The 19,014-nt window shown below is 57.2% G+C and carries 13 protein-coding genes; 4 read left to right on the forward strand and 9 right to left on the reverse strand.

The window, feature by feature from the left end; all coding sequences use genetic code 11:
- Positions 1-244: 244 nt before the first annotated feature.
- The 4 genes from C0560_RS14950 to C0560_RS14965 form a co-directional block, all read right to left on the reverse strand.
- Positions 245-1,411 carry a bifunctional tRNA (adenosine(37)-C2)-methyltransferase TrmG/ribosomal RNA large subunit methyltransferase RlmN gene (locus tag C0560_RS14950; protein ID WP_100779320.1) on the reverse strand — a complete coding sequence of 389 codons (1,167 nt, stop codon included), beginning with the start codon at positions 1,409-1,411 and terminating at the stop codon, positions 245-247.
- Between the two features lie 165 nt (positions 1,412-1,576).
- On the reverse strand, positions 1,577-2,008 hold the full coding sequence (ndk, locus tag C0560_RS14955) for a nucleoside-diphosphate kinase (protein WP_095282894.1): 432 nt from the start codon (positions 2,006-2,008) through the stop codon (positions 1,577-1,579).
- 156 nt (positions 2,009-2,164) lie between these two features.
- On the reverse strand, positions 2,165-4,489 hold the full coding sequence (pbpC, locus tag C0560_RS14960; RefSeq protein ID WP_248858905.1) for a peptidoglycan glycosyltransferase PbpC: 2,325 nt from the start codon (positions 4,487-4,489) through the stop codon (positions 2,165-2,167).
- 1 nt (position 4,490) lies between these two features.
- A complete protein-coding gene (locus tag C0560_RS14965) occupies positions 4,491-9,440 on the reverse strand; it encodes an alpha-2-macroglobulin (RefSeq protein ID WP_248858907.1) in 4,950 nt (1,649 codons plus the stop codon).
- Between the two features lie 293 nt (positions 9,441-9,733).
- Between C0560_RS14965 and C0560_RS14970 the strand changes: the two genes are divergently transcribed.
- The 4 genes from C0560_RS14970 (at position 9,734) to C0560_RS14985 (ending at position 14,361) form a co-directional block, all read left to right on the forward strand.
- The gene (locus tag C0560_RS14970; protein WP_248858909.1) at positions 9,734-11,278 is read left to right on the forward strand and encodes a PTS transporter subunit EIIC; all 1,545 of its coding nucleotides are present in this window, start codon (positions 9,734-9,736) and stop codon (positions 11,276-11,278) included.
- A gap of 11 nt (positions 11,279-11,289) precedes the next feature.
- Positions 11,290-12,657 (forward strand): 6-phospho-alpha-glucosidase, encoded by a 1,368-nt coding sequence (locus C0560_RS14975; RefSeq protein ID WP_107703114.1) that lies wholly within the window; start codon positions 11,290-11,292, stop codon positions 12,655-12,657.
- A gap of 88 nt (positions 12,658-12,745) precedes the next feature.
- Complete coding sequence (sseA, locus tag C0560_RS14980) at positions 12,746-13,591, forward strand: 3-mercaptopyruvate sulfurtransferase (RefSeq protein WP_181826661.1); 846 nt, start codon at positions 12,746-12,748, stop codon at positions 13,589-13,591.
- Positions 13,591-14,361 carry a MurR/RpiR family transcriptional regulator gene (locus C0560_RS14985; RefSeq protein ID WP_129035579.1) on the forward strand — a complete coding sequence of 257 codons (771 nt, stop codon included), beginning with the start codon at positions 13,591-13,593 and terminating at the stop codon, positions 14,359-14,361. Before sseA ends, C0560_RS14985 begins: the two co-directional genes overlap by 1 nt.
- Before the next feature lie 18 nt (positions 14,362-14,379).
- On the opposite strand, the gene sseB is transcribed toward C0560_RS14985, so the two are convergent.
- The 5 genes from sseB to hscA form a co-directional block, all read right to left on the reverse strand.
- Positions 14,380-15,156 (reverse strand): enhanced serine sensitivity protein SseB, encoded by a 777-nt coding sequence (sseB, locus tag C0560_RS14990; RefSeq protein WP_100779313.1) that lies wholly within the window; start codon positions 15,154-15,156, stop codon positions 14,380-14,382.
- A gap of 93 nt (positions 15,157-15,249) precedes the next feature.
- Entirely contained in the window at positions 15,250-16,536 is a 1,287-nt protein-coding gene (pepB, locus tag C0560_RS14995) for an aminopeptidase PepB (RefSeq protein WP_248858911.1), read from the reverse strand.
- A gap of 68 nt (positions 16,537-16,604) precedes the next feature.
- Positions 16,605-16,808 (reverse strand): Fe-S cluster assembly protein IscX, encoded by a 204-nt coding sequence (gene iscX / locus C0560_RS15000; protein ID WP_248858914.1) that lies wholly within the window; start codon positions 16,806-16,808, stop codon positions 16,605-16,607.
- A gap of 11 nt (positions 16,809-16,819) precedes the next feature.
- Positions 16,820-17,155, reverse strand: a complete 336-nt coding sequence (gene fdx, locus C0560_RS15005; protein WP_100779310.1) for an ISC system 2Fe-2S type ferredoxin — start codon at positions 17,153-17,155, stop codon at positions 16,820-16,822.
- A gap of 1 nt (position 17,156) precedes the next feature.
- A complete protein-coding gene (gene hscA, locus C0560_RS15010) occupies positions 17,157-19,007 on the reverse strand; it encodes a Fe-S protein assembly chaperone HscA (protein WP_100779309.1) in 1,851 nt (616 codons plus the stop codon).
- Positions 19,008-19,014: the final 7 nt, after the last annotated feature.

The following is a 19,014-nucleotide window of genomic DNA, read 5'->3' on the forward strand; positions in this document are numbered from 1 at the left end:
ACAATGCCACCCGCACCGCGAAACTTCTGGTCATTTAACCTTAGACAGACAGTTAGTATAAGACTGTCCGGCTTTAGTTGACAGTGCAGCGCTACTCATGAGGCTAAACTGTTGTTGCGACGTTACATACTGCCTTAAAGTCGTCTGAAACGCACCGTAATTATTCAGCAATCACAATCTACGTGGCTGAATATTCAGTAAGCTAATGCGTCACGGTACAAACCTGCACCGCGACGCATACGAATCACACAGCTTTGACCTCAATCGCCTCACCCTGCATGCGCTTACGCAGCGTACGCTTGGTACGGTCGATCACATCACCGGCCAGCTGGCCGCAGGCGGCATCGATATCATCACCACGGGTTTTACGCACGATGGTGGTGAAACCGTACTCCATCAGTACCTTGGAGAAACGATCGATACGGCTGTTAGAACTACGGCCATACGGCGCCCCCGGGAACGGGTTCCATGGGATCAAGTTAATCTTGCACGGCGTGTCTTTCAGCAATTCAGCCAACTGATGCGCATGATCGGTTTCGTCATTCACATGGTCCAGCATCACATATTCGATGGTCACGCGGCCCTGGTTGGCGTTGGACTTTTCGAGGTAGCGACGCACACCCGCGAGGAAGGTTTCGATATTGTACTTTTTGTTGATCGGCACAATTTCGTCACGAATTTCATCGTTCGGTGCATGCAGGGAGATCGCCAGCGCCACGTCAATCATGTCGCCCAGTTTATCCAGCGCAGGCACAACGCCAGAGGTGGAGAGGGTCACGCGACGTTTGGACAAACCAAAGCCGAAGTCATCAAGCATGATTTCCATCGCCGGAACGACGTTGGTCAGGTTCAGCAGTGGCTCGCCCATGCCCATCATCACCACGTTGGTGATAGGACGTGTGCCGGTCACTTTTGCCGCGCCGACGATTTTCGCCGCGCGCCATACCTGGCCGATAATTTCAGACACGCGCAGGTTACGGTTAAAGCCCTGCTGCGCCGTCGAGCAGAATTTGCACTCCAGTGCACAACCAACCTGAGAGGAGACGCACAGAGTCGCGCGATCTTCTTCCGGGATGTACACGGTTTCAACGCGCTGATCGCCAACTGCAATCGCCCATTTGATAGTGCCGTCAGAAGAACGCTGCTCTTCCACCACTTCCGGTGCGCGGATTTCAGCGACTTCTTTGAGTTTGTTACGCAGCACTTTGTTGATGTCAGTCATGTCATCAAAGTTGTCGCTGCAATAGTGGTACATCCATTTCATGACCTGATCGGCACGAAACGGCTTCTCGCCCATCTCTTTGAAAAACTCGCGCATCTGCTGACGGTTCAGATCCAGCAGGTTAATTTTTCCATTTTTATTAGGAACCGCGGCAATGGCGACTTCAGAGGTGTTAACTAGTTCAGACATAATATTTTCCGGCCTCGTTGTTACACGTTATGGCCCGTGGAGGGTTGAAAAGAAACGCCCCGGTGAGCGCTTTGCTCTTCCGGGGCGTTGCATTGTACAAAGTCTGGCGCAGGGATGCCACGTTTGCACGCGACTTTTACCAAATTTATACCCTTCCCTGAGGAATTAGCGGGTACGAGCGCACACTTCGCCTTCGGCGAAGAAGTAAGCGATTTCGCGCGCAGCAGATTCTACAGAGTCGGAACCGTGGGTGCCGTTCTCGGTGAAGCTGTCAGCGTAATCTGCACGCAGAGTGCCAGCCAGTGCGTTAGCCGGGTTAGTTGCACCCAGCAGATCGCGGTGACGCTGTACTGCGTTTTCGCTTTCCAGTACGGAAACCACGATTGGACCGGAGGTCATGAACTCAACCAGGCCATCGAAGAAAGGTTTGCCGTCGTGCTCAGCGTAGAAACCGCGAGCCTGTTCAACGGTCAGATGCAGCATTTTGGTGCCAACGATTTTGAACCCTGCAGATTCAAAGCGAGCAAAGATGCTGCCAATAACGTTTTTTGCCACCGCGTTTGGTTTGATGATGGAAAAAGTACGTTCAATAGCCATGATAACCTCTGTGTTATGTTCTGTTGTTTTGCATACGTCTGTATAAGATGGCGCGGATTATAGAGAGCAAAAACGCCATTGCCTATGGTTCAACGTAACATTTTTTTAAAATAAGACGAGTTTTAGCAACAGCTCACATCCCGGATGGGTTTTTCGCTACTGCAGGGTGAAATTGACCGTAGCGACTTGCCCCGTCTCATCCATTACCAGTAACTGATAATCCCCTGCTTTATCAAGCTGTAAAGTGTAAGCGCGCCCTTTCACATTCAGCGGTTCGCCATTCAGGAACCACCAGCGCTCACTGTCGCTGCCAATTGCCTGTAGCGGCAGCGATACGCGTGACTCACCGGGCAGGCGTTTGATCAATGCCCCCTCACGTACACCGGAGAGCATCAACGGCGCAGGGGAATCTTGCGCCAGCGGAGGACAGGTGGTTGACGGTGCCGGAACGCGTACCGCCCGGCGTTCAGAAGCAGGAAGCCAGGGTTCAAGCGGTAACGGCCAGACGTCGAGGATTTTCTCCTGCGCGCCGGGGCAATCAGCCGCGACGCGTTTGCCCTGGTTATCCAGCCAGACCGGGAAGCGAATCCCGCGGATTCCCTCTTGCTCTGGCAATAACAGTGTGGGCGGCTGACTGCCGTCAAGCAACCAGGTCGCGAGCCTGCGACGGCAGTTCTCACTCCCTTCAGGCAGGGATTGCCCGCCGGGCCAGCAGATCACACCGCGACTGACCGACGCCGGGCGCGGATCGCGCGGCAAGCGCCCTTCATCCACCGTTGAACTCGACTGCAGCATATTATTGACCTGGTTCAGCACTGGCACGGCGCTGGCGAATCCAAACTGCCCGGCAACGGGTGTCCCGTCCGGGCGTCCGGTCCAGATCCCAATGATGTAGCGCGCGTTCAGGCCAATGGCCCAGGCATCACGATAGCCATAGCTGGTACCGGTTTTCCACGCCAGCGGTGCAACCTGCGGCAGTGCGCTATCCGGCAGCGGCTGCGCTTCGTTGCCTAAAATTCGGCGAATGATCCACGCCGAGCCAGGCGAGAGCAGCGGACGCTCAATCAACGGATCGCCCGGCTGCAGGCGTAACCGCCCCGCTTTCCCTTGACGGGCAAAGGCGCTGTAAGCGGCGGTAATCTCTGAGAGCCGCGCCCCCGCACCGCCCAGGATCAGCGATAAATTAGGCTGCGCGCCAGGCGGAAGGATCAGGCGTAAACCGACATTGCTCAGCATTCCGGTGAAACGTTTTGGGCCATAAGCTTCCAGCACTTGCACGGCGGGAAGGTTCAGGGAGCGCACCAGCGCCTCGCTCATGCTGACGGGGCCGTGAAAACCGCTGTCGAAGTTACCCGGTCGGTAATCTCCCGTGCGCCGCGGAACATCCTGTAACAACGAGGCGGGATGGATCAGGCCTTCATCGAGTGCCATTCCGTAGACAAAGGGTTTCAGCACCGATCCCGGCGATCGGATCGCGCTCACCATATCGACATGACTAAAACGACTGTCATCATTGATATCCACTGAGCCAACCCAACCGCGTACTTTCATTGTGGTGTGATCAACAACGATCATCGCCAGTGAGCTACGCGGCGGAAGCCTGGATTTCCAGTTCATCGCCAGCTCTTCCATCTGACGTTGCAGCGAAGCATCCAGCGTAGTGACAATTTTGTTGTCGCGACTTTTACTCAGCATCATGCGGGAAAATAGCGGAGCCAGCTGCGGCATTTGCCGGGGAGCAAGCCAGACCGGCTCTTCACGCGACTCTTTAACCTGCTGCGCACTCCAGACGCTCTGCGTCACCATGCGCTCTAGCACTTTATTACGCGCGGCCTCCGCGCGCTCTGGCCAGCGGTCCGGACGCAGACGGCTCGGTGCCTGGGGAAGAACCGCCAGCAACGCAGCCTCTGAGTAGCTTAACTGCGCCGGTGATTTCCCGAGATAGGCCCAGCTGGCCGCACCGACGCCCTGTAACGTCCCCCCAAAGGGAGCACGGTTGAGATAGAGCGTGAGGATCTCGCGTTTTGACAGGTGCCATTCGAGCTGCATCGCCCGCCATAGCTGACGCACTTTACCGCCAAAAGTACGTGGATGCGGATCAAGCAGTCGTGCCACCTGCATGGTAAGGGTACTGCCGCCCGAAACCACTTTACCGGAACTCAGATCCTGCCAGGCTGCACGCAAAACGGAGAACGGATTAACGCCGGGATGATCCCAGAACCAGCGATCTTCATACTGGATCAGGGCTTCGAGGTAGCGCGGAGAGACATCTTCAATGGTGACCGGATAGCGCCAGATCCCATCGTTATCGGCAAAACGCCAGAGGGGTGTACCTTTCTCATCGACCACCACCCGTGCAGGATTGACCTCTTTTAAAGGCAACGGCCACAGGCGATCGGCGACAACAATCAGCGCCCATACAATAAGAATCGCTCCCGCCAGCCAAAGCCAACGGGAGCGAATGAGTCGAGATAACGTCACCTTATGGAACAACAATCAGCGGGCCGCTTGCTGCGCCCGTTGCCCGCCATTGCGGAACATACATGGATTCAACCATCGGTACCGGAACCTGATACGTTCCCGGAGTAACGGCACGAGCCAGATACACCAGCGTCACAGGCTGCCCTTCGTTCACGGGCACCGCAGCAACAAAGCGGTCGTCGCGGAATTCCATATGCTGAATGTCCGCCTGCTGCATCTGGTTGAGCAGATTCTGCACTTCGCTGCCGCTATCCTGAAGGCTGGCGCTGCTGCTGGCCAGGTTCTGGTTTTCTAGCTCAAGTCCTGCCGGAAGTAAATCGACCACCAGCGCATCCGGGACATTCTGATTTGCCTTCACTTCCAGCCACACCAGCACCAGTTCACCGCTTTTCAGAGAAGAGAGCGATTTGCTGCTGCCATCGGTGGCGAGAATATGACGCTCGATTTGCAGAACGTTGGACGATGGCTCCGGGGCATAATCCGGATAGCCCGTGCTGTCGAGACGGACCCACAGCGGCGTGGTGCCACTGTTGGTGACCTGCAATGCGCCCAACTGATCGCCACTCACATTTTGTGTCTGAGCCTTATCGCCGCTCAGCGCTTTATCCGAGAGGCTGGTGGTTGCCTGCCAGGTGCCTGAAAGTGTCGGCAATAAACGACCGGCCAGGAACAGCGCGTTGCTTTCCTGTGTTGAGAGCCAGCGCTGGCTGAACGCCTGCTGAGACAACGTATTCAGCAGCGTGTTCTGCGCATCCGGCAGCAGTTTGTACTCTTCCAGCAGGGAGAGCATCAGGGCGTTGTCACGCAATGGGCTGCCGTAATCCGCCATCCAGTTTTTGCTGTCACTGCGCGAGGTTTTCAAGGCCAGATCCAGCGCCTGCTGGCTGCGTGGCGCATCGCCCATCAGTTTCAACGCCATCCCCAGCTGCATCAACGGCAGACCCGAACCGGTCTGCGCACGACGCTCCCAGATTTCACGCAGTGCACCCAGCGGTGCTTTTTGCTGGCGAGCCAGTACCAGTGCCGCATAGGCCTGAACTGCAAATTTACTCGCCTGCGTATCATCGCTGTAGCGAATAGACATCATGCCAGGATCCTGCAGATAGCGCAGAAGACGATTGTTGGCATTGTTCACCGCCTCGGCCGGAACGCTGTAACCCTGCTCACCCGCACGGACCAGGAAATCGGTGACGTAGGCCGTCAGCCAATACTCTTCCGGGCCATTTTTATCCCAGAGGGCAAAACCGCCGTCATCACGCTGCATTTGCAGCAAACGGGAGATGCCGATATCAATCGCCGCACGGCGTTTGTCATCCGTATCGCCTTTGATGCCGAGCGCAGTCAGCTGCGCCGCGTTGGTATAGAGCGACGGGAACAGGCCGCTTGCGGTTTGTTCCAGGCAACCGTATGGATAGGCCTGCAATTCGCGGATATAACGCGCCAGGTTCAGCGGTGGTTTACCGCTGAGCAGCAGTTGACCTTGCAGGGTAGCCGGTGAGAATCCCGTGATGTGCTGAGCCGGTGCCGTCCAGCTTTCGCCTGGGTTTAGCATGGTTCCCGTATTCACCGTCTGTGCAGGGAAAGCCGGACGCACGCCAATTTTCCAGCTCTTGTTCTGCGGTGCGAAAGTTTCTCCTGGCAACTGAAGGCCAGTCACCTGCGCGGTGATTTCGCCGTCACCGTAACCGTCCAGGGCTCTCACCGGAACAAACAGCGTGGTTCGCGTGCCCGGTTCAAGCTGAACGGGCTGCGGTTGTGCGCCTTCGAGCTCCATCAATCCCGATGCGCTCAACGCGACGTTCAGCGTCTGCGGTTTGTCGGTGAGGTTAGTCAGATCCAGCGTCAGCCTTGTTGAGTCACCACTGGCCAGGAAGCGTGGCGTGTTGAGTTCGGTAATCACCGGCGCCGCAACAATCACTTTGCCCTCGCTGCTACCAAAATCATCCGCCGTCCAGGCCTGCGCCATGACGCGCAGCTCGCCGTTGAAGTCGCCAATCGGCAGAGTAATCGTCCCTTCGCCATTGTCATCCAGCGCCACAGGCTGCGCCTGCTGGGCAATAATGGTGACATGATTCACCGGCGGTTTACCGCCGCGTTTCAGCTCATCGCCGTCACCACCAAAGCGCAGTGCCGCCATCCTTCCCTGGCCTTCAATCACCTGACCGTAAATATCGTAGATATCCGCGCCGTAACGCTTCTGACCAAAGAACGCTTCCCACGGATCGGGCGTGACATAATCGGTAATGTTCAGAACGCCGCTATCGACAGCGGACACCAGCACGTTCACTTTCTGTGGCACACTGCCGTCTTTCACGCTGGCTTTGACCTTCACTGACAGCGACTGATTCGGGCGAATTTTCTGTAGTGTATCCAGGGCCAGCGTGAGTCGACGATTTTCATCACCCATCGGCAGATGCAGAATACCCACCGCACGTTTCGGCGTGGCGGATTTGGATTTATCTCCCGGACGTACCACCAGCGTGCTGAGGTAAAGATCGTGACGCTTCCAGGCTTTATCGACCGGAATGGAGAGGTCCAGCCCGTTCGCCGGGACGTCGATCTCTTTCCACCACAGCGGACCTTCGCTGGACTCGATCATCGCGTAGCCTTTACCCGCTGCCGGTGCTGCAACATGCAGTTTAATGGTGTCACCTGGCTGATAAGCGGGTTTGTCGAGTTTCAGCATGACGCGGTCAGGGCGCGCGGCCCCGGTGCCGTCACTGTTATCTTGCCAGCTGTAACCGGCCCAGAAACGCACGCTGCTGACCATATCGTCAGGGGCTTTGACTTCCAGACGGTAAGAGCCCCACTCAACGGGGAAGGTCACTTTGCCCGTTTCGTCGGCCTTGAGCGTCAGTGCCTGCTCGCCCTCCACCAGATCTTTCTGATCGAACTGAGACAACCAGCCGTCGCTTTCAGACCAGTTCCAGTAATAGTCGCGGCGCTCGCGGATCAGGCGTACCTGAAGATCCGATACGGCTTTTTTCGCGCCGCTGGCGTCGGCATAAACAATGTCAAAACTGGCGTTACCGTTTTCATCGACAATCGGCTGGTTTACCGTGGTGTCCGTGCGATAGTCATACACCGCTTTGCTGGCGAACTGAGGGCGGATACCCGGCAGCGCAGCAGCAGGCCAGATGGCCTGCTCTGCACGGCGCGTGATCGGCCTACCACCAGACTCCAGCAGGCTGGCCTGCAGAATCAACTGCAGCGGAGAGTGCACCTCCTTCCACTGGCTTTCCGTGGCAACCTGACCGCGCCCCTGCTCATTCAGCGTCAATTGCACTTCATCGAGGCTGCGGCTGAGATTCTCTTCCGCAATATCACCGAACTGGAATCCCGGCAACGCGCTGACCGCTTCACGCAGCGGACGCAGGAAAAGCTGGCCCTGCAGACTGTTGCCGTTAGCCGGTGCGCCGTACAGGTAGTAGCCGACAACGTCGAAATTGACCTCATCCTGTACCGAAACCGGCGTTTTCTGCCCGGTCAGATTCAGTGCCATACGTTCTGGCATGAAATCTTCGACGTGGAAATCCCACAAACGCTGCTGATTGTCGCCCGTATTCGCGCGCACATGCCACATGCCGGTCTGCGCGCCGCTTTCCAGTGGATAGTTGAAGCGATAAAGACCATTTTCAGGCTGGCTGACGACGGTTCGCGCCACCTGCCCATCCGGGCGCAGCACTTCCAGCTTCACAGGCTGATCGGCCAGCGGTTTGCCGTCGCTGTCGCGCAGCAGACCGTTGAGGATCACGGTCTCCCCGGGACGATAGAGATCGCGCGGGCCAAACATAAAGAACTGCTTGCTATAACCAGGCCCGCCTGCGATATCAAATTCCGCCAGGTCCAGCGCCGGGAGTTTAAGATCCAGTAGCGTCGTCTGGCCGTCTTTACGGGCCAGAATCAGCGCCGCCTCTTTGTCCGTTTCGAGTTTTGCATGGCCGTCGCCATCGCTGGTGCCCTGCGCCAGCGTCTGGCCTTTGTCATTCAGCAGCAGGACTTCAACACCGGACTGTGCCGCGCCGTTCTCTAAGCTCTGAGTGAAGATATCGAGACGATTGTGATAGCGGTGCGCAGACAAGCCCACGTCACTGAGGGTGAAGAGCGTGGCAGCATTGCTGTAGTTGTAATGCCCCGCCTGATTCATCACCGCGATATAGACGCCGGACTGCTGCAACGGTTTGATATCGCGCAGCGGCAGCAGCAGTTTTTCGCGGGTATTGCGCGCCGGATTGAGATCGAAGCGCCCGGTATAGACCAGCTCGGCCATCTTAAGCAGATTATCCGATTCCCAGTTGCTCAGGGAGTTACGGTACTCCCACTGGCTCACAAATGACGCCAGCGATTCCGGCTTCACGCGGTAAAAGTTTACATCCACGTTGTTGACGTTCAGCGCCATCACCGGCAGGCCTTCGACCACTTTCCCCGGCAGGAGCGAACCCCGGCTGGCAAAGCCGACAGTCGGTTCAATATCCCGAGTGGTGATCGCTTTTTCGTAGTCGATGCCAAAGGTCGCTTTGTTCAACGCCTGCAAATCGCGCTCCACGGTGACCACCAGATTGCGATTCGGCTCCAGATGGCGCAGGCGCAGCTCTTTCAGATTTGGCGCGAGCTCCCAGGCACCGTCCACTTTGCCGCTCTTTTTATCGACGACGTGAACCGTGCGGGCAAAATCCTGATCGGGGTTGAGCGGAACCGAAAACGTCAGAACCAGAGTGGATGCGCCATCGAGCTGAACTTCCGAGGCATCGAGCAGCGTGAGCGCTTTGCTCTCACTCTGCGCGGCGAGTTTCGCGAGCTTATCCGCATCCGGTTTGGCGGGCGCTTCTGATGTGGTGGTGGAAGCCGCGGGTGCGGCCGCCTGAGGTTTATCGTCGTTGTTATCGCAACCAACGAGTGTAAACGTGGTGAGAAGCGCGAGCGAAAGCGCAGCTAAGCGAAACGGTGTCATCCTTTATCCCTGGTCCGTGGAGCCTGTTAGTCGTCATCCGAATAAGTATTATCCGCAAGTTTCACGAATACAAAAGTCCAATCTTAGAATCTGGAAAGCGCCTCGCAGATTGCTCCCGACTCTCCTGCGGCTGCGATACCGATCATCGTTCAGATCACAGTGCTAAAGGTTACATGTAACCTTTAGCGTCATTTGTTTTTAAAACAATAAGATAGCTAGATATCCAGACAGATCACCTGCTAGTTTACATCTTAGACGCACGCTGAGTGCGCGGTTCACTAAGAGAGATAGCCATGAAACGAGCCGTGAACGCCCTACAAAATTTCGGAAAATCACTGTACGGACCGGTACTTATCTTACCGATTGTCGGGCTGTTTATCGCCTTCGGCAACGTGCTGGGTAACGGTAATCTTGCCGAGTATGTGCCGTTTCTCGGCCATCCTCTGATTCAACACATTGGCCAGCTGATTGCTAAATCTGCGGTCTCGGTGCTGGTCAATCTTGCGCTGGTCTTTGCAGTGGGCATTCCTGTTGGCCTCGCCACGCGGGACAAAGGTTACGCGGCGCTTATCGGTCTGGTGACTTTTGTGGTGTTTATCAACGCCATGAATGTGACGCTCCAGCTACAAGGGCATCTCGCCCCCGCCGATCAGATGAAAGCCGCCGGACAGAGCATGGTATTAGGCGTGCAGGTTCTGGAGATGGGCGTTTTCGCCGGTATTCTGACCGGTGCCCTGTCGGGATATCTGTACAACAAATACTCTGGCGTACAGTTTAATGGCGCTATGGCGATCTACTCCGGGCACTGTTTCGTGGCGATTATCATGCTGCCCGTGTCGATGCTGCTTGGCGTGGTGATGAGCGAGCTGTGGCCCTTTGCCCAGCATGGCATTAGCGCCATGGCATTAGCCATTAAAGGTTCTGGTCCGTTTGGCGTGGCAATTTACGGTTTCCTTGAGCGCATCCTGGTGCCAACCGGTCTGCATCACCTGGTCTATACGCCGTTCCTGTACACCGAACTGGGCGGGACGCAGGAGGTGTGCGGCACCGTCTATCAGGGCGCACGGAATATCTACTTCGCCGAAATGGCCTGCCCGGAAGTGAAACAGCTCAGCAGCACGGTCGTATGGGATGCACGCGGAATAAGCAAAATGTTCGGCCTGCCTGCCGCAGCGCTGGCGATGTATATGACCGCCCGACCGGAGCGCAAAGCGCTGGCGAAAGCCATCCTGATCCCGGCGGCGCTGACTTCGCTGCTGGTCGGCGTAACCGAACCGCTCGAATTCTCCTTCCTGTTTGTCGCCCCGCTGCTGTTTGTGGTGCATGCGGTGCTGACCGGGATTGGCATGATGCTGTTCTATCTGTTTGGCGTTCATGCCATCGGCGCCAACGGCATTATCGATTTCATTCTCTACAACCTGCCGCTGGGCACAGAGAAGTCCAACTGGCCGATGTATATCGTCGTCGGGCTGATTATGTTCGCGCTCTATTTCATCGTGTTCCGCTTCCTGATCCTGCGTTTCAACATGAAAACACCGGGCCGTGAGGACAACGAACAGGAAACTCGTCTGTACAGCAAGCAGGAGTATCAGGCGAAAGGCAGCAACGACGGGCTGGGCGAGTCCATCGTGGTCGGTCTCGGCGGGCGAGAAAATATTGAAGTGGTGGATAACTGCTACACCCGACTGCGCGTCACCGTGAAAGATGTCGGCATCATCGATGAGCCACGGCTCAAGGCGACGGGTGCAAAAGGAATTATCAAACAAGGTAACAACGTTCAGGTGGTCTACGGGCTGCACGTCAAAAAAATGCGAGAAGCCGTTGAGACGTTTCTCTGAAGGAGCCAAACATGTTTAAACCTCCCTTTATTCTCTCCATTGCCGGTGGTGGCAGCACCTACACACCCGGCATTGTGAAAAGCCTGATGGTCCAGCTGCAGGATTTCCCGCTGGCGGAAATCCGCCTCTACGACATCGACGCCGCGCGCCAGGACACCATCGCGCCCGTGGTCGAGAAAGTGATTCGCGACCACAGCCAGAGCATTAAATTCACCGTGACGCACGACCCGGAAGTGGCCTTCAGTGGTGCCCATTTTGTGTTCGCCCAGATGCGCGTTGGTCAGTATAAAATGCGCGAGCAGGACGAGAAGATCCCCCTGCGCCACGGCGTCGTCGGTCAGGAAACCTGCGGCCCTGGCGGGCTGGCATACGGGCTACGGACAATTTTGCCGATGGTCGAACTGATCGATCTGGTAGAGCGATACGCACACGAGAAAGCGTGGATCGTGAACTACTCCAACCCGGCGGCAATTGTGGCTGAAGGCGTACGTCGCCTGCGTCCTAACGCCCGCGTGCTGAATATCTGCGATATGCCGGTGGCAGCGATGCGTAATATGGGCGCGATTCTGGGCGTCGATCGTCACAAGCTGGAAGTGGACTATTTCGGCCTGAACCACTTCGGCTGGTTTACTCGCGTGCTGGTCGATGGCGTGGACAGATTGCCGGAGCTGCGCCGCCACATCGCAAAATATGGCCTGCTGACGGAAGATGCAGCCAAAACCGACCCGCAGCACTCAGATCCCTCGTGGGTGAAAACCTGGCGCAACATCAAGCCGATCATGGATAACTTCCCGGAATATCTGCCGAACCCGTATCTGCAGTATTACCTGATGCCAAATCAGATTGTTGAGCATCAAAACCCGGATTATACCCGTGCCAACGAAGTGATGAACGGGCGCGAGAAAAAGCTGTTTGCCGCCGCCGAAGAGTACAAACGTACCGGGATTTTGTCCGATGCCTTCCACGTCGGCGTGCACGGCGAGTTTATTGTCGATGTGGCCCGTTCGCTGGCGTTCAACCTGCGTCAGCGCCATCTGGTGATGGTCGAAAACCGGGGGGCGATCACCAACCTGCCTTACGACGCGGTAGTGGAAGTCCCGGCCTATATCACCTCCGAAGGGCCTGAGCCGATCCGCGTGGGCCAGGTGCCACTGTTCCATCAGACGTTGCTGCAACAACAGCTCGCCTCTGAGCAACTGCTGGTGGAAGCGACCATCGAAGGCAGCTACGAAAAGGCGCTGCAGGCATTCACCCTGAACCGCACCGTGCCGACGATGGAACATGCAAAAGCCATTCTCGATGAGATGATCGAGGCCAACCGCGACTACTGGCCCGCGCTGCAAAAAGCCTGGCAGGACGGCGAAGCGGTGAAAAAATAGGGGGTTGCTCGCGAGTTGAACGTGGTTTGCTTGTCGGTGTCAGATAAAACACCGACAATCCTTTTTTAAGGAAAAAATGGAGGCACCCATGTCCACCTCATATTTTGTCGCAGCCGACTGGCTTCTCGAACATAGCGACGACCCGGAAGTGCAAATCCTCGACGCGCGCATGGCCCCGCCAGGGCAGGAGCATCGCGACGTTCCCGCTGAATACCGCGCCGGACATCTTCCGGGCGCGGTCTTTTTTGATATCGAAGCCCTCTCCGATCACACCTCTCCCCTGCCCCATATGATGCCGCGCCCGGAGGCCTTTGCCGTGGCCATGCGTGAGCTGGGCGTGAGCCGCGATAAACATCTGGTGGTTTACGATGAGGGCAATCTGTTCTCCGCTCCGCGCGCGTGGTGGATGCTGAAAACCTTCGGCGTAGAGAATGTGTCTATTCTGGCCGGTGGCCTGGCAGGCTGGCAGCGCAATGAACTGCCACTTCAGCAAGGGGATGTCGCTCTGCCGGAAGGCGACTTTGACGCGACGCTGGACCCAAACGCCGTGAAACGTCTCACCGACGTTCTGCTGGTGAGCCACGAGAAAACGGCGCAAATTGTCGATGCCCGACCGGCGCCACGCTTTGCAGCCCAGGCTGATGAACCCCGTCCAGGCCTGAAACGCGGACACATTCCCGGCGCACTCAACGTGCCGTGGGGCGATCTGGTATTTGAAGGCGAGCTGAAAACCACCGATGAACTGAGCGAGATTTTTGCCCGCCAGGGGGTGGATTTGCATAAGCCTGTGGTTGCCAGCTGTGGCTCCGGCGTGACCGCCTGCGTGGTGATTCTGGCGCTGGCAACGCTCGGCGTGACCGACGTGACCCTGTACGACGGTGCGTGGAGCGAATGGGGCGCCAGGGACGATCTGCCGATTGAACCTGCTCAGTAATGGATAACCGACTGGCAACACTGCTGACGCGCGGGGAGTCCCTGACCCGCGCGGAATATCGCGTCCTGGCCCATCTCACGGAGCATCCGCTGCTGGTGGGCAATATCACGGTACGCGAGCTGGCGCAGGCGACCTTTGTCTCGACGGCCACTATTATGCGCCTGTGTCAGAAGCTGGGGTTTAGCGGTTTTAGCGAGTTTATCTGGCACTGCAAACAGCTGCTGACCGACACACCGCACATTGCGGCACAGGCGCAGGATTTGCCTCACCTGCCCGCCCTGTTCAGCCAGTTTATCGCCAACTATCAGCAGACGTTTCAGTGGGTCACGGAAGAGAAGCGCCGTCAGTTTGCCACGCTGCTGCGCGAGAAAGAGAGTTTCTTTCTCTACGGCGCCGGGTTTTCCTATTTGTTCGCGGAGTACCTGACGAAAAAGCTGCAGGTGCTGGGCAAAACGGCCTTTATCTCCGGGCCGGGCGACAGCCGGAATATTTTTCTGAGCAACGCCGCGCGCTATCAGGTGTTTATCGCAGTGTCGCGCAGCGGTGAAACAGAGCAGGTGCTGGATAAAGCGCGGATCGCCAAAAACGTCGGCATGACGGTGATTGCCTTTACCCGCGCGTCAGCGAATACGCTTGCCGGGATGGCGGATTTGCATTTCGCCCTGTATGACGAAGCCGTGCATTATGCCGCCGAGGCCGCAGGCGTGACGTCATTTGAATCGAATCTGGTTTTGCTGATGGATTTGTTACTGCTGGAAGCAACGGGGTGAGTGCTCACCCCGAGAATATTAAATAATACGGGTAGTTTTCAGATCGCGCAGGAATCCGCCCCAGCGACGTTCATAGAACGGCGTGATGTGCTCGGTAATAAAGTGGCTAATGCCCTTCTCACCTTTCACGACCTGACAGATATCAATCGGCTCATCGCCCGGCAGCGTGTCGGTCGCAACGCTTCCCGCCGCCTGAATGATCTCGTCGATGTCACCATCGGCTTCAATCCCAATCAATAGCACGGGCTGTTCTTCTGCGCTCTCTTTGATAGAGCACAGAAACGCGCGTTTCACCGGCTTGATGGTTTTGAACAGAGTGGTCAGAGAGTCGATCATCTGCGCCGGAGGCTCAGCCACTTCAGACAACAGCAGCGTTTCGCCACCCTCCAGCACTTCCTGCGTGCTAAGCGGGTTGCCCTCTTCGCCAATCAGATGGCTGATTTCACGCGGAGTAAACTCTTTCCCGGTCGGCAGTTTTGCATTGAGGAAGAGCGTTTCACCGAGCGTCATTTCAAACAGCGTGCGCACGGGCATGACGACAAACGCCTGTTCGTCTTCCACCGCTTGCTGCAGGGCTTCCAGCGAGGTGAAAAACGGGATAACAGACGTGCCGTCGTCTTTTTCCCAGTGCAGCAGATCCAGCGCGCTGTCTTCCACAACCTGCTCGCCTTCAGCCGCCGTTCCCGGAACCCAGACGGTGGACTCCAGCAGGGTGCGGAAAAATGCCGGACGGTGGGCTGGCTCAGTGGCCGCCTGCTCCAGCAGAGTTTCTAATTCGTTTTTGGTTTCGGACATAGTTTCGTTACGTTAATCGCCCGGCGGCGCAGCGCTTGCACGGGCCTGCGGGGTTTGTAGGCCGGGCAGCGGCTACGCCACCCGGCAGGACGACTACTCAGCAGTCAATAAATTCGCAATCGTACGCACACCCAGACCGGTAGCACCCGCAGACCACTGTTCCACACCCGCTTTGCGGTAGGTGGCGGAGCAGTCAATGTGCAGCCAGCCTTCGTGATAGTTCTCAACGAAGTGGGACAGGAAGCCTGCGGCGGTGCTTGCGCCAGCCGGATACGCTGCGCTTGCGGTGTTGTTCAGCTCGGCAAAGTTAGACGGCAGTTGGCTGCGGTGGAATTCCGCCAGCGGCAGACGCCAGAAAGGTTCGTTCTCAGCGGCGGCACTCGCCAGCAGGCGTGCGGCCAGTTTGTCGTCGAAGCTGAACAGTGCGTGATAGTCGTTACCCAGAGCGGTTTTCGCCGCACCTGTCAGGGTCGCCATATCGATGATCAGCTCAGGTTTCTGCGCAGAGGCATCAATCAGACCATCCGCCAGCACCAGACGGCCTTCGGCGTCGGTGTTCATCACTTCGACATTTTTACCGTTACGGTAGCGAATGATATCGCCCAGCTTGAACGCATTACCGCTCACCATGTTGTCTGCGCAGCACAGGTACAGTTTTACGCGCTTGTTCAGACCACGCGTGATGGCGAATGCCAGTGCGCCGGTAATGGTTGCCGCGCCGCCCATGTCGGACTTCATCGAGTCCATAAACGCGCTCTGCTTCAGGCTGTAACCGCCGGTATCAAAGGTAATGCCTTTGCCGACCAGACACGCGTAAACCGGCGCTTCTTTGTCGCCGGTCGGGTTGAAATCGAGAGCCAGCAGCACCGGTGGTCGCTCAGAGCCGCGCCCTACAGTGTGAATCCCCATGTAGTTTTGCTCGCGCAGATCTTCACCTTTGGTGATGCGATAAGACATTTTATCGCCTGCGACTTTGCACAGCAGATCGACTGCGCGCTGCGCCAGCTGTTCAGGGCCCAGCTCTTCCGCCGGAGCGTTAATGGTGTCGCGCACCCAGTCGATGATGGTCAGACGGTTTTCCAGCTCTTTCTGCGCGGGTTCGTCGAGGTTTGCCCACTCGACTTTACGGGTGCCTTTCGGGCCTTTGTAACCCGCCCAGAATGCCCAGCTGCGATCCGTGTCCCAGCCTTCTCCGGCCAGAGTGACGTGCTTGATGCCCAGGCCGTCAATTTTACGCGCGGCGCGCTGGATCAGACCCAAATCGTCGGAATCGTTCAGGTGAAGGGTGATGCCGTCATTGTTAATGCTGTAGGTGGCTTTGTCGCCCCAGCGTGCGTCAGCAGGCTGTGTAGAGAGCGTAATTTTCATCGCTTCGGTCATTTTATTTTTCCTTATTCGCAACGAGCAAACGGGCCGCCAGAAGGCAGCCCGTATGATCTTTCTTTCTGTTAAACGTCTGCTTCATCTAACCAGACTAACAGAATCGCCTCCAGAATTTTTTCATTGGATGCGCTGGGATCATCGTCAAAATCTTTCAGATCGCAGATCCACTGATGCATATCGGTGAATCGTACGGTCTTCGGATCCAGATCCGGGTTGGCGTCGTACAGCGCCTCGCCGATTTCGCGGCTGTCGGTCCACTTCAGTCCCATACTACCCCCTGTTAATGCTCACGCGCATGGTTGATAGTGTAACGCGGGATTTCGACCACCAGGTCTTCATCGGTGACGCGCGCCTGGCAGCTTAAACGGCTGTCTGGCTCCAGACCCCATGCTTTATCCAGCATGTCGTCTTCGTCTTCGGTGCTTTCCGCGAGGGAGTCAAAACCTTCACGCACGATGCAGTGGCAGGTGGTGCAGGCACAGGATTTTTCACAGGCGTGTTCCACTTCGATACCGTTGCGCAGGGCAACGTCGAGGATGGTTTCGCCGGTCTCAGCTTCCAGAACTGCGCCATCCGGACAGAGGTCCGCATGAGGCAGAAAAACAATCTTTGGCATATTAAACCTCGTCCACGGACTGGCCTTTCAGCGCGACACGGACAGACTGGTCCATGCGGCGAGCGGCGAAATCCTGGGTTTGTTTATCAACGTTTTTAATCGCTTGTTCTATTGCGTCAGCGTCATCGCCAACCGCCACTGCGCGTAGCTGCGCAACGGCGTCGTCAATGGCCTGGCGCTCTGCGGCACTTAACAGCGCGGCATCGGCAGTGAGTGCGCCTTCCAGACTTTCCAGCACGCGCGCGGCTTCCACTTTCTGTTCCGCCAGCATACGTGCCTTCACATCCTGTTCGGCATAGCTCATTGAATCCTGAATCATGGAGGCGATTTCGCCGTCGGTCAGACCGTAAGACGGTTTCACCTGGATGGATGACTCCACGCCGGTCGATTTTTCCATCGCCGTGACGCTGAGCAGACCATCGGCATCCACCTGGAAGGTGACGCGGATATGCGCCCCGCCTGCTGGCAGCGCAGGAATACCGCGCAGCGCGAAGCGCGCCAGCGAACGGCAATCCTGGACCAGCTCGCGCTCGCCCTGCATCACGTGGATAGACATCGCAGTCTGGCCATCTTTGAAAGTGGTGAACTCCTGCGCGCGCGCCACGGGAATGGTGGTGTTACGGGGGATCACTTTCTCGACCAGGCCACCCATGGTTTCCAGCCCCAGAGAAAGCGGAATCACATCGAGCAGCAGCATTTCGCTGTCCGGCTTGTTACCGACCAGAATATCCGCCTGAATCGCGGCCCCAATCGCCACCACTTTATCCGGGTCGATGGAGGTGAGCGGCGTGCGGCCAAAGAATTCGCCCACGCGTTCACGCACCAGCGGTACGCGCGTTGAGCCGCCGACCATCACCACTTCCAGCACTTCGCTCGCGTCGACGTTGGCGTCTTTGAGCGCACGACGGCAGGCCAGCAGCGTGCGTTTTACGAGCGCAGCAATCAGTTCGTTGAACTGCTCGCGGGTGATTTCGCCACGCCATCCCGCCACGTCAACGGTGACAGACTGGGCATCGCTAAGCGCAATTTTGGCGTCGATAGCGGCATCCAGCAGTTCGCGCTGAACGCGCACGTCGCTGCGATCGGGAATTCCCGCCTGCTCGCGAATGTAATCCGCCAGCAGGTGGTCGAAGTCATCGCCGCCGAGGGCTGAGTCGCCGCCGGTTGCCAGCACTTCAAATACGCCACGGCTGAGGCGAAGAATGGAAATATCAAAGGTGCCGCCGCCGAGATCGTAAACGGCAATCACCCCTTCCTGACCGGAATCGAGACCGTAAGCAATCGCCGCAGCGGTTGGTTCGTTGAGCAAGCGCAGCACATGCAGGCCCGCCAGACGCGCAGCGTCTTTCGTGCCCTGACGCTGGGCGTCGTCAAAATAGGCTGGCACGGTGATAACAACGCCATCCAGTTCGCCTTCGAGCGTCTCGGTCGCGCGCGCCGCGAGCGCTTTAAGGATATCGGCAGAGACGCGAACCGGGTTGAGCAACCCGGCGTCGGTGGCAATCATCGGCAGGCCGTTAACACTGGCCTGCAGCTGATAAGGCAGATGCGGGTAACGCGTTTGAATATCGGCCAGCGAGCGGCCCATCATCCGTTTTACCGAGCTGATGGTATTGGCCGGATCTTTCGCGGCATTGGCGCGCGCGTCATATCCCACCGAATGGCCCTGCTGCTGGTAGTAAACGACAGAGGGCAGCAGATGACGCCCTTCGGCGTCTGCCAGCGTTTCCGCCTGGCCGCTGCGTACGGTCGCTACGAGGGAATTGGTGGTGCCTAAATCAATGCCCACCGCCAGACGACGCTGGTGCGGTGCGGCGCTTAGACCAGGCTCACTAATTTGTAATAAGGCCATGTTAAGC

This window comes from Lelliottia sp. AC1 (assembly GCF_023278595.1).
GTDB lineage: Bacteria > Pseudomonadota > Gammaproteobacteria > Enterobacterales > Enterobacteriaceae > Enterobacter > Enterobacter nimipressuralis.